This is a genomic window from bacterium (assembly GCA_029210545.1).
GTDB lineage: Bacteria > BMS3Abin14 > BMS3Abin14 > BMS3Abin14 > BMS3Abin14 > JARGFV01.
The window spans coordinates 1-11,459 of sequence record JARGFV010000083.1; the positions used below are offsets into that span (position 1 = coordinate 1).

Sequence of the window (11,459 nt, forward strand, 5' to 3'; positions counted from 1 at the left end):
TCCGCCCTCCGCACCAGGCGAGTTGGTCGAGTCGCACTTCGCACTGACTTTTCCTAGCACTTGTCCTTCCCCTTTGGACTTTGGGCTTTGGTCTTTGGGCTGGATGTTCCTGGTCTTAAGGTTTTAAACCTTTCCACCGTCACCTGTCCCGGTTTCCCGCCCTTGAGCTTCCTGACCCATTTCCGCTCGGTGACCATGATCTCGGGTGCGGTATCGTTCTTCGCGCCGCTCCCCTGGGCCGCGAGGGAAGCTGCCGCGTAAAGGACCTTGTCGGGGACCTGTCTCCTGCCGGTCAGGATGACAACGTGGGAGCCCGGGTAGTCCCGGGCGTGGAGCCACAGGTCGTTGGGGCCGGCGGCCCTGAAGGTCACTTTTTCGTTGTCCGTGGCGCTTTTGCCCACAAGTATGGTGAAACCGTCCACGACCTTGCGTCGGCCCGGTCCCCTGTGCCTTTCCGCTGTCAGTCCGCTGCGTCCGTGCCCCGGGCTCCGGTCGTTTCCCAGGATCTTCCGGGCAGGCTCCGGATCCCCGTGCTCCAACAGGGCGGTCCGGGCCATTTCCAGCCGGTGCAGCTCATCACCGAGCTCATTTTTGCGCGATTCAAGTTCGGTCAGGCCTCGTTCGAGGCGACGGGCGGCTGCGAATAGCCTGTTTGCGTTCTCATGGGGAGAAATTTCCGGATCCAGAGCGATGGTGACCGGTTCCTCTCCGCCGTAAGGGTCTGACAGGGTGGCCGATGGGGAACCCGGCACGATATCCGAGGCGTTGATGAGTAGTATCTCCGCCATGGCCCTGGTCTTTCTGAACCCGAGGCAGCGGTCCCTTTCGCTTTCCAGATGTTCGAGAGACGAAGTGATGTGAACGATCATGCTCTCCAGGGCGGATACGAGGGTTTGCGCGGCGGGTTGTGCCCGGGGACCACCGTCGGGTTCCGGACCTCGCCAGGCCAGGGCCGCCCTGGAAAACGGCTCGTAAAGTTCTACGGTATCGTCCTCCCGCCCCTTCAAAGGTTCGAAGGGAGAGAGCCAGCCCCTCCCTTCTGATCGGAGGATATACCCCTTTCCCCCCGAGGCCTCCCGGCCCATCTCCTCCAACGCGGAACAAAGGGCCTGCTTTCCGCCTCCGGATGCCCGGGCCAGGGCCTGGGAAACGGTGTAGGGCGAAAGGCCCCGAACGGTCTTGAGGAGTTCATTCCGGGCATCGGGGGCACCGGGTTCCGGAAGGAGATGGGCGGCAAGTTCACCGAGGGGAGTCCCGGATCTTTCGGGAGGGGAAAGATAGCGGTTTCCCGGGACCACGGGCCTGACACGGCTTTTTTCAGGGGGGACATTTTTGAAAGCCGCCAGGATCCGCCCTTCCTCCAGGACCAGAAGGTTGCTGTGACGGCCCATGACCTCCAGCACCACGAGGATCGGGGCGCCTTTCCGGTCCGGCCAACCGGGGGCGAAAGTGAAGTGGACGATCCGCTCTCCGGGTTGGGGGATCTCGACATCCTGCAGGACGGCTCCCCTGATCCTTGCCCTCAGCAGATCCGTCAGGTTCGATGAACTCCGGTCAGGCTCCACCCCTTCAGGGAGGAAGATGCCCCCCTTCCCCGGGTCGATGGACAGGAGCAGGGCGGGTCCCTTCCCCAGGACAAAAACAGCCTCGCTGCTGGATAACTGGAAAGCGTCCGTGACCTTCCGGCTCTTGACCGTCAGTTGAGCTTCAGTTGCCGCTGCCTGCAGGGAGAGGTAATCCATCTTCTGTTTTTTAGCAGTTTTCTCCTTTTAATAGGTTAAAAAACAGAAGCTTGCTTGACAAAAAAGGGCCTGAAAGTATAGTTTCACTAATTCGGCTGTCTTTGCCGGCAGAGTCTTCATCTTACAATCGAGAACGATATTTTTTTGTCGTTTTTCAACGCTTACGATCCATGAGCCGTTACCAAGGAGGATATGATGAGAAGGGCCCTTTTGGCTGTTATCGCCCTCGTATTCCTGGCTTCACCGGCGATCCTTATGGCTGCCGGACCTCACGACAACGATTGCACCGAATGTCACAGCCTGCACGACACCAAGGGCGATTTCTCCTTCGGTGTCGCGCCCAATACCGCGGAGAAGTACACAGCCACGGGCGCGACTGTCAGCGGCACCGACGCGCTGTGCCTGGGATGTCACAACGAGTCGGAAGGGATCATGCCTATCATCCTGGTCAGGAGCCACCCCCTTGGCGTCAAGCCCAAGAAGGCCTTTGTCCCGCAGGAGGTCCTGGGCCGCAACGGTGAGATCACCTGCGGCAGCTGCCATGACCCCCATCCTTCGAACCCCAACTACAAGTACCTGAGAGTCGGGACCGATGCCGGCCGCAAGATGGGCGCTTTCTGTGCCTACTGCCACGAGGCGATGGTCGACAAAAATGAGTTATAACTCCCGCGTGGGTCTCCGGGTTGCCCTGGGTTCAGACCACGCGGGTTTCAGTCTCAAGGAGTTTGTCGGGGGACATCTCTTCGGCAGAGGCGTCCAGGTCATCGATCTTGGTACCGACTCCACCCTTTCCGTGGATTATCCCGATTTTGCCAGGAAGGTCTGTGAGGCGATCCTGGACGGTTCGGCCGACAGGGGTGTCCTGCTGTGCGGTACCGGGATCGGGATGTCCATGATGGCAAACAGGTTCAAGGGCATCCGCGCGGCCCTCTGTCACGATCACTTCACCGCCGTGGCCGCCCGAAAGCACAACGACGCCAACGTCCTTGTCCTGGGCGGGCGGATCCTCGGGACCGATCTTGCCAGGGAGATCGTCGATACCTGGCTGGACACCCCCTTCGAGGGAGACAGGCACGAGAGAAGGATAAGGAAGTTCGACGAATAAAAGCCGTGATCGGTGATATGCAGTTAGCACAAACGGCTGGTCACCAATAACCTGTGTCCGGTTACGAATTGCGAATCACGGTTTAGGTATTATTTACCAATCACGGCTTTTATGGAGGAACGCACTTTGTCCAGCATCCTTAAAGAGTTTGATCCTGAAGTGTACGCGGCGATCCGCGGCGAGACAGAGCGGGAAGAGTATCAGCTGGAACTCATCGCCTCCGAGAACATGGTCAGCGAAGCGGTCCTGGAGGCGCAGGGAAGCGTGTTGACCAACAAGTACGCCGAAGGATACCCGGGAAAGCGTTACTACGGCGGTTGCGAACACGTGGATATCTCCGAGCAGCTGGCCATCGATCGGGCCAGGGAACTGTTCGGCGCCGATTACGTCAATGTCCAGCCCCATGCCGGAGCCCAGGCCAACATGGCCGTCTACTTTGCCGTGCTGGAGCCCGGGGACACCATCCTCGGAATGAACCTTTCCCACGGCGGCCACCTGACCCACGGCAGCCCGGTGAACTTTTCCGGGTTCCTGTATAACGTCGTCGCCTACGGTGTAAGGGAGGACGACCAGAGGATCGACTACGACCAGGTTCGGGATCTGGCCCGCAAGCACCGGCCGAAGATGGTCATCGCCGGAGCTTCGGCCTACCCGAGAACCATCGACTTTCCGAAGTTCCGGGAGATATGCGACGAGGTCGGCGCCATCTTCTTCGTTGACATGGCCCATATCGCCGGGCTTGTGGCCGCGGGAGAGCACCCCAGTCCCGTGCCCCACGCCCACATCGTGACAACCACCACCCACAAGACCCTCAGGGGGCCCAGGGGCGGGATGATCCTGAGCACCGAAGAGTGGGCCAAAAAGCTTGGAAGCCGGGTGTTTCCGGGTTCCCAGGGCGGTCCCCTCGAGCACATCATCGCGGCCAAGGCGGTGGCGTTCAAGGAGGCCCTCACAGACCAGTTCAGGCAGTACCAGGCACAGATCGTCAGGAATGCCGCCACTCTTGCGGATGAACTGATGAACCAGGGGTTCAGGCTGACTTCAGGCGGAACCGACAACCATCTTATGCTGCTGGATCTCCGCGAGGAGGAGTACACCGGGAAGGACGCCGAAGAGACCCTCGACAGGGCCGGGATCACCGCCAACAAGAACACCGTTCCCTTCGAGACCCGAAGCCCCTTCATCACCAGCGGTTTGCGTATCGGCACCCCTGCCACGACGACCCGCGGAATGAAGGAGCCGGAGATGGTCCAGATCGGCAGGTGGATCGGCGAGGTGCTCAGGCGCCGTGATGACCAGGCGTTCGTTGCCCGGATCAAATCGCAGGTCAGGGAGCTGTGCGGCAGCTTCCCGTTCTACGGGCACCGGCTGAAGGACTGATCCCGGGTGGATGTACCGACGCGAAGACCGTCCTGGGACGAATATTTCATGGAGATCGCCACGCTGGTGGCGACCCGGTCGACGTGCCTGCGCCGCCAGGTGGGCGCCGTGTTCGTCAAACACAGGAATATCCTCGCCACCGGTTATAACGGGGTGCCCTCCGGGATCACCCACTGTTCGGTGGTCGGCTGCCTTCGGGAAAAGCTGGGTATCCCTTCCGGTGAAAGGCACGAGATCTGCCGCGGCCTTCACGCGGAGCAGAACGGGATCATCCAGGCCGCGAAGCACGGTATTTTCCTCTCCGGTTCTACGGTCTACACAACGGATCATCCTTGTGCCATCTGTGCAAAGATGCTGATCAATGTGGGAGCCGAAAGGGTGGTGTGCGGGCAGGGGTACCCGGACCAGCTTTCGTCGGAAATGGTGGCCGAGGCGGGGCTGATCGTCGAATTTTACGGGGGTGATGGGAAATGAAGTGCCCATTTTGCAGCGATTTCGATAACAAGGTCGTCGATTCGCGCCTATCCGGTGACAGCGATGTCATCCGGAGGCGAAGAGAGTGTCTTGAGTGCGGACGGCGTTTCACGACCTACGAAAGGGTCGACGATATCCTGCCCATGGTTATCAAGAAGGATGGCCGCAGGGAACCGTTCGACCGTTCCAAGATCCTTTCCGGCATTCAGACCGCCTGCCAGAAACGGCCGGTTCCGGTGCCGGTCATGGAAGAGATCGTTGACAGGATCGAAAAGGAAGTCCAGGAGAAGGGCGACAAGGAGATCAAAAGCAGCGCCATCGGGGAAACGGTGATGCTGGAGCTTCATGATCTGGACGAGGTCGCATACGTCCGGTTCGCTTCCGTTTACCGCTCCTTCAAGGATATCAACGAGTTCATGGACGAACTCAAGGACATGCTCGAGGAGGAGACCCGCCGTATGAAGGAGGAGAAGACCAAGCGGTGATCCACTGACTGAGACTCACTTTCCCACACCAACTCCCGCCTGACCGGCAAGAGCTGCTTGATGACTTTTCGCGACTCTACCAACAAAGAGGGCACAGATTTGGAAAAACCTTTCCGGGGGGGTGTCCATCCGGATGACAGCAAACATACCAGGAACGAGCCGGTCCGCCCACTCGAACCTGCCGGCCTGCTCATCCTGAGCCTCTCCCAGCACATCGGCGCACCGTCGCGGCCCCTTGTGTCGTCCGGTGATCGTGTGCTCAAGTACCAGCCCCTTGCAACGCCCGGCGGGTTCGTGTCGGTGGGCCTCCACGCGCCCACATCGGGGACAGTGAAAGGGATCGAACCGTCCCCCCACCCCAGCGGCCGTTTTGTGACGGCTATAGTCCTGGAACCGGACGGGCTTGACGAGCCGATGGAACCGGCCGGCCCCGGTGACCCCAACCTCGAGCGCGGTCCCGCTGCATGGAAGGAGATTGTCCGGGACGCGGGTATCGTGGGGATGGGCGGCGCAGCTTTTCCCACCCATGTCAAGCTCAGCCCGCCGGAGGAAAAGCCGATCGAGGTTGTGGTGGCAAACGGCGTCGAGTGCGAACCGTTCCTCACAGCCGACCATCGGCTGATGGTGGAATCCGCTGACGTCATCGTTTCAGGGCTTGCCCTGGCCATGGAGATGGTGGGGGCGAAGAAGGGGATCGTGGCCATCGAGGCCAACAAACCCGATGCCGCTCAGGCCATGAGGGAGGCAAACCTCCCGGCTGGCGTCGAGGTGAAAGTTCTGCCGGTCATGTACCCTCAGGGGGCCGAAAAACAGCTCATCAAGGCTCTCATCGGACGTGAAGTCCCCACCGGGGGACTCCCCATGGATGTGGGCGCTGTCGTTCAGAACGTGGGTACCCTGGCCGCTATCGACGCGGCCGTCATGCGGGGCGTTCCCCTGGTGGAGCGGGTCATGACTCTAGGCGGGACTCTCCCCAATGGCCCCGGCAACTACATGGTAACTCTGGGCACTCCACTTTCCCATGTGGTCGAAAATACGGGTGGGCTGAACGGTCCGGTATCCCGGTTAATAAACGGCGGTCCCATGATGGGGCTGGCCCTTTCGGGGCTGGAAAGCCCGGTCACCAAGGGCACCAGCGGGTTGCTGGCCTTTGGTCCCGGTGACCTGCGGGTGCCGAGACAACGAGCGTGTGTCAGGTGCGGATCCTGTGTCCGGGTGTGCCCGGCCTCCCTCATGCCCCACACTCTGGGCAGCCTGGTCGAGTGGCAGCTTTTCGACCAGCTGAAGGAGTTTTGCATAGGCGATTGCATCGAGTGCGGCTGCTGCACCTTCACCTGTCCCGCTGACCGCAACCTCGTCCAGTTCATCAGGCAAGGCAAGGCTGAGCTGTTATCTTCGGGGAGGAAATGAACGTGTCGACCATCCTCGCCCCATCGCCCCATCTGAGATCATCGGCTACCATCGAGACTGCCATGTATGGTGTGATCATGGCCCTCCTGCCGGCAACCGCGGTGGGGTTCTATTATTTCGGCCTCAATGCCTTCCGGGTCACCGCTGTCTCCATTCTGGGATGCCTTTTCTTCGAGGGGTTTGTACTGAAAATGAGGGGCCGCGACCTGGTCCCCCTCAGAGACGGGAGCGCTCTTCTCACAGGGCTGCTCCTCGCCATGAACCTCCCCTCCGGGACCCCCTGGTGGATGGTGCTGGTGGGGGCTGGTGTGGCCATCGGCCTGGGCAAACAGGTGTTCGGCGGTCTCGGATACAACCCCTTCAACCCTGCCCTGGTGGCCAGGGTGTTCCTGCTCATCAGCTTCCCGGTCGCCATGACCAGTTGGCCGGAACCGTCTCCTTTCTCCATGTCTTTTGACGCCGTGACGAAGGCGACCCCTCTTGGAGCGATGAAAACGTCGCTGCTCATGAACGGAAACGTGGGGGAAGCAGCCGATATGGGGCTTATGGGCCCGTTCCTGGGTAATGTGGGGGGGTGCCTGGGGGAGGTCTCGGCTCTCGCCCTCCTGATCGGCGGGGTGATTCTTCTGGCAAGGAAGATCATCACCTGGCACATTCCTGTTAGCTATTTCGCTACCGTGATTGGTATGACGGGCGCTTTCTGGCTCCTCGATCCCCAGCGGTATGCCCCGCCAACCTTTCATCTTGTCACAGGCGGCCTGATGCTGGGCGCTTTTTTCATGGCGACCGATTACGTGACGAGCCCGGTCACCAGCAGTGGTATGCTCATCTTCGGTGTGGGATGCGGTGTGATCACCGTCTTGATCAGGCTGTTCGGCGGGTATCCCGAGGGAGTTTCCTTCGCCATCCTCCTTATGAACGCCGCGACCCCCATCATAGACCGGTACACAAGGCCCCGCGTTTTCGGGTACCCGGCGGGAAGGGAGGCCCGGTCATGACATCCACCGCCAGGCTGATCCTGGTCCTTGCCGGGATCTGCTGCGTCGCCGGCCTTTGTCTGGCTGGTGTTTACGAGATCACCAAAGAGCCCATCGCGTATCAGAAAAAGCTGGATATCATCCGATCCCTCGAGGCGGTGCTGCCGGGGCTCGAGATGGACCCGGACACCTTTTTCCTGGACATGACCCGGGAAGACGGGACCAATGTGAGAGTTTACAGGGCTCGGGGTGAAGACGGACAGGTTGTGGGGGCCGCCTTCCAGGTGGTTGCCCCGGACGGTTACAGCGGCGGTATTTTCATCATGATGGGATTGACGCCGGACGCGCGGCTTGGCGGGATCGAGATCCTGAGCCACGCGGAGACACCCGGACTCGGTGCTCTCATCGAGAAGGAGGAGTGGAAGGGGATCTTCAGGGGACTTTCCCTGGAGACCGCCAACTTCAAGGTCAAAAAGGATGGCGGGGATATCGACCAGATCACGGGGGCGACCATCTCGCCGAGGGCGGTGGCGGGAGCCGTTGAAAAAGGCCTGAAGTGGTACCTCGGTAACAGGGACAAGATCCTTGATCCGTCGGGAGAAAGTTCATGAGCGGGTATGCCCACGAGTTCACCAAAGGTTTCTGGAAGGAGAACCCCGTCCTCCGCATGGCCCTCGGACTGTGTCCGACACTGGCGGTCACCAACAATGCCGTGAACGGGATCGCCATGGGGCTTGCCACGACCTTCGTCCTCGTGTGCTCCAACCTGGTGATTTCATCCATGAGGACCGTGATTCCCGACAAGGTCAGGATCCCTTCGTTCATCATCATCATCGCCTCTTTCGTCACCATCGTGGACCTGTCAATGAACGCGTGGGCCCACCAGGTTCACAAGACCCTGGGGCTCTTCATCCCCCTTATCGTCGTCAATTGCCTTATCCTGGGACGTGCGGAAGCGTTCGCATCCAGGAACCCCTTTTTGAGGTCCCTCCTGGACGGCCTGGGGATGGGGATCGCCTTTACCCTGACCCTTGGACTTCTGGGCTCTGTTCGTGAACTCCTTGGCGGCGGGAGTATATTCGGTTATTCCCTGTTTGGACCCGCATACAACGATATCCTGGTCATGATCCTTCCTCCCGGCGCCTTCCTGGCCATGGGTATCATGCTGGGGATCTTCAACAGCCTGGACTCATAAAATTACGGGGAAAACCCTCCCGTAATTTTATGAATGGAAACCCGGATTTCTATTAAAACACTCAGATCACTGATCAAGATCCGGGTTTGGGTGTTGCAAACAAGGCACAGTATGTATTGTAACTGCAACAGTTGAAAAACACTCTTCTGATCGTTCTTTTAGAATCCCCAAATATTTAATCCCAAGTTGTTGAAATATAAGCTTTTTATTTTACGAAGAAAAATAAAAAGTCTGGTATGAAAATTGCTAATACCGCTTTGATATGCCGAACTATATCCAGCAAAAGACATTGGGAGGATCCATGGAATTTTCCGGTGTGGCTCTGCACACAGGAAAAGAAACCTCCGTGCGTGTCCTCCCGGGGGCGCCCGACACGGGCTACAGGTTCCGGATGACCGGGAACGATGGTTGTGTCGAGGTGGAGGCCAGCGTCCATAACATCAACGATACGCTGCTGGCCACCAGCCTTGGAGCCAACGGCACCTCGGTTAAAACGGTTGAACACCTGCTTTCGGCTCTGGCAGGCTCAGGTGTGGACAACGCCGTCATCGAAACCTTTGGCGACGAGATCCCCATCATGGACGGAAGCGCAGCGCCCTTTGTGCGCGGTATCGAGATGGTGGGAGTGGTGGAGCAGGACGTACCCAAGAAGATGCTGCGTATCCTCGATCGTATCGAGGCCGGGGAGAACGGATGCTCCGCCTCTTTCGAGCCTTCGGATTCATTCCGTGTGTCCTTCGTGATCGATTTCGACCATCCGGCGGTCGGCAGGCAGGAAGCGGATTTCCATTACTCTCCCGAGGCCTTTCGGGGTGAGATCGCCTATGCCCGTACCTTCGGTTTCCTCAAGGATGTGCAGGCGATGATCGACAACGGGCTTGCCTTGGGCGCCTCCCTGGAAAACGCTGTCGCCATCGGGGACGACAAGGTGGTGAACCCGGGCGGCCTCCGATCACCCGACGAGTTTGTCAGGCACAAGATCCTCGACACCATCGGTGACCTGTCCCTTCTGGGGATCCCCATCATCGGAGCCTACAACGGGTTCAAGGCCGGTCACAGGATCAACCGTCTTCTCATGCAGGAAGTGCTGAAGAGCCCTGACCGGTGGGAACTCGTCATGGTCGAAGAGGACGAGAATGGGCACAGCAGGTACCAGGAGATCGATCCCAGGGATGTCCAGTCCATCGCCTGCGCTTTATAGGGGATATATGACCCCCTTTTAAGGAGCGGGCCTGCGGAACCCCGGTACCAAGCCCCCCGGACCTTGACCCTGAAAAAGAGTCTGCCCCTGCCTCCTGTTGAAGGCAAGGGCAGACCCAAAAGGATGCAGGATTCGCAAGTCCTATTCCGCCGATGGCGTCAAGCTGACCGGGATCTCCGTCACCTCGTATGGCGCCAGGTCCACCGCAAGCCACAGCACCTCGTACCCGGGTGACATCACCTGCACCGTGTGGCTCCCCGGCGCGATACCCCGCAGGGTAACTATCCCCAGCTCCGGGTCCGCGTCCCAATCCACCGGGTACCCCTCGTCCACGTAAGCCCGAGCCTCCCCCGAGATCCCGGAAAGGACCAGCGTGGCCGAATCATCCCGCACGGCGCTTTCGGCAACGGCCGTCATCGCCAGGAGCTGTTCCCCGGCAGGGGCCATATCGCTTAACGAAAACCGTCTCACCTGGTTGATATTCGAACACGTTACGTAAAGAAGGTCCCCGCCTGCCGTCACCGTCGCGTCCGTGGGACGACAGCCAGGGTCTGTCGCGTTGGTGTTGATGAACCCGAGGAAAACGCCGTCGTGGTACACCTCCACCTTCCCGCTGCCGGCCATCATCGAGTACACACGCCCTTGCCCATCCGAGGCCAATCGCCACGGAACATCCGTCTGGGGATGCCACGCTGCCTCGACATACCCGCCGGCCACATCCAGCACACGCAGACTGAAGCCGCTCCGCGAATCCCCCGCCCCGTAGTAGACATATTGACCGTCCGAGGATGCCGCGCACCCCCAGTTCATGGTGTGATAGTCCACGTTCCGCTCCAGGACCTCCGTCCCGGAGATGTCCACCACCCCCACCGAGTGCGGGTACCACCAGTACGCCTGGTACGTGAGAAAAAGCCGGGGAAGTGAAGGGTCGATAGCCAGGCCCTGCCCATTGGAATTGACCCCGGCGATGTAAAGCCGGGTCGCGGTGTCTGAAAGCGGCGCGCCCGTGACAGGGTCCACCATGACCCGGAACAGGGGGTCCGAGGTCCAGGTGGTGACGTAAAGCCTCGCTCCGTCTGGAGTCACCTCCAGTTCCTCCGGCATGGTGGCGAGGCCGGTAATAGTGGAAACAGAAAGGTCGAGAGTGTCGATGACGCCTACAGTTCTGCCCCACTCGTTGGAGACGTATAGGTACCGCCCCTGGGGCTCAAAGGCCAGGAAGTTGGGACCGTTCCCCACCGGGATGGCCGCGAGCTTCGTCCCGGTCTCCGTGTCCCACACCTGAACCGTGTCGTCCGTCTGACAGCCCACGTACAACCTGGAGCCGTCAGAAGAAATCGCGATCCCCTTGGGCGTCTTCCCCACGTCCAGGATGTCGGAGGAAGGCGCCCAGGTGAAGACCTGGCCTGCGACAGCGTAGTGTTCGTCAAAAGGCGCCTTTCCCTCTTGCCCAAGCTCACCCTTGAAAGCCAATGTATAAGTGGATTCCT

At 59.9% G+C, this 11,459-nt stretch carries 12 protein-coding genes; 10 read left to right on the forward strand and 2 right to left on the reverse strand.

Annotated features, from left to right (window positions below):
* Nucleotides 1–53: 53 nt before the first annotated feature.
* Nucleotides 54–1,742, reverse strand: a complete 1,689-nt coding sequence (locus tag P1S46_09120; protein ID MDF1536646.1) for an NFACT family protein — start codon at nucleotides 1,740–1,742, stop codon at nucleotides 54–56.
* Between the two features lie 195 nt (nucleotides 1,743–1,937).
* On the opposite strand from P1S46_09120, the gene P1S46_09125 reads away from it, so the two are divergent.
* The 10 genes from P1S46_09125 (at nucleotide 1,938) to lpxC (ending at nucleotide 9,969) form a co-directional block, all read left to right on the forward strand.
* Entirely contained in the window at nucleotides 1,938–2,405 is a 468-nt protein-coding gene (locus tag P1S46_09125; GenBank protein ID MDF1536647.1) for a cytochrome c3 family protein, read from the forward strand.
* On the forward strand, nucleotides 2,395–2,847 hold the full coding sequence (rpiB, locus tag P1S46_09130; GenBank protein ID MDF1536648.1) for a ribose 5-phosphate isomerase B: 453 nt from the start codon (nucleotides 2,395–2,397) through the stop codon (nucleotides 2,845–2,847). Before P1S46_09125 ends, rpiB begins: the two co-directional genes overlap by 11 nt.
* Nucleotides 2,848–2,973: 126 nt before the next feature.
* Nucleotides 2,974–4,227, forward strand: a complete 1,254-nt coding sequence (locus tag P1S46_09135) for a serine hydroxymethyltransferase (GenBank protein ID MDF1536649.1) — start codon at nucleotides 2,974–2,976, stop codon at nucleotides 4,225–4,227.
* Between the two features lie 6 nt (nucleotides 4,228–4,233).
* A complete protein-coding gene (locus P1S46_09140) occupies nucleotides 4,234–4,701 on the forward strand; it encodes a cytidine/deoxycytidylate deaminase family protein (GenBank protein ID MDF1536650.1) in 468 nt (155 codons plus the stop codon).
* Nucleotides 4,698–5,186 carry a transcriptional regulator NrdR gene (gene nrdR / locus P1S46_09145; protein MDF1536651.1) on the forward strand — a complete coding sequence of 163 codons (489 nt, stop codon included), beginning with the start codon at nucleotides 4,698–4,700 and terminating at the stop codon, nucleotides 5,184–5,186. The genes P1S46_09140 and nrdR overlap by 4 nt, the downstream gene beginning before the upstream one ends.
* Before the next feature lie 99 nt (nucleotides 5,187–5,285).
* The gene (gene rsxC / locus P1S46_09150; GenBank protein ID MDF1536652.1) at nucleotides 5,286–6,596 is read left to right on the forward strand and encodes an electron transport complex subunit RsxC; all 1,311 of its coding nucleotides are present in this window, start codon (nucleotides 5,286–5,288) and stop codon (nucleotides 6,594–6,596) included.
* The gene (locus tag P1S46_09155) at nucleotides 6,593–7,594 is read left to right on the forward strand and encodes an RnfABCDGE type electron transport complex subunit D (protein MDF1536653.1); all 1,002 of its coding nucleotides are present in this window, start codon (nucleotides 6,593–6,595) and stop codon (nucleotides 7,592–7,594) included. Before rsxC ends, P1S46_09155 begins: the two co-directional genes overlap by 4 nt.
* Nucleotides 7,591–8,184 (forward strand): RnfABCDGE type electron transport complex subunit G, encoded by a 594-nt coding sequence (locus tag P1S46_09160; GenBank protein MDF1536654.1) that lies wholly within the window; start codon nucleotides 7,591–7,593, stop codon nucleotides 8,182–8,184. Before P1S46_09155 ends, P1S46_09160 begins: the two co-directional genes overlap by 4 nt.
* Entirely contained in the window at nucleotides 8,181–8,768 is a 588-nt protein-coding gene (locus P1S46_09165) for an electron transport complex subunit E (protein MDF1536655.1), read from the forward strand. Before P1S46_09160 ends, P1S46_09165 begins: the two co-directional genes overlap by 4 nt.
* A gap of 262 nt (nucleotides 8,769–9,030) precedes the next feature.
* Nucleotides 9,031–9,969, forward strand: coding sequence for a UDP-3-O-acyl-N-acetylglucosamine deacetylase (gene lpxC / locus P1S46_09170; GenBank protein MDF1536656.1), 939 nt, complete (start codon nucleotides 9,031–9,033; stop codon nucleotides 9,967–9,969).
* Between the two features lie 141 nt (nucleotides 9,970–10,110).
* Here the strand turns inward: lpxC and P1S46_09175 are convergent.
* A partial coding sequence (locus P1S46_09175; GenBank protein ID MDF1536657.1) for a beta-propeller fold lactonase family protein occupies nucleotides 10,111–11,459 on the reverse strand: 1,349 nt, incomplete at its 5' end.